This is a genomic window from Paenibacillus sp. GYB006 (assembly GCF_036577645.1).
GTDB lineage: Bacteria > Bacillota > Bacilli > Paenibacillales > Paenibacillaceae > Paenibacillus.
Genome location: NZ_JARBDA010000106.1, coordinates 1 through 240 on the forward strand (window position 1 = coordinate 1; position 240 = coordinate 240).

General features: G+C 52.9%; 1 rRNA gene. It reads right to left on the reverse strand.

What is annotated here, in order from left to right:
* Positions 1 to 240 (reverse strand): 16S ribosomal RNA (locus PV403_RS25195); the annotation flags it as partial.

Sequence of the window (240 nt, forward strand, 5' to 3'; positions counted from 1 at the left end):
TGCTGGCAACTAAGATCAAGGGTTGCGCTCGTTGCGGGACTTAACCCAACATCTCACGACACGAGCTGACGACAACCATGCACCACCTGTCTCCTCTGTCCCGAAGGAAAGGCCTATCTCTAGACCGGTCAGAGGGATGTCAAGACCTGGTAAGGTTCTTCGCGTTGCTTCGAATTAAACCACATACTCCACTGCTTGTGCGGGTCCCCGTCAATTCCTTTGAGTTTCAGTCTTGCGACC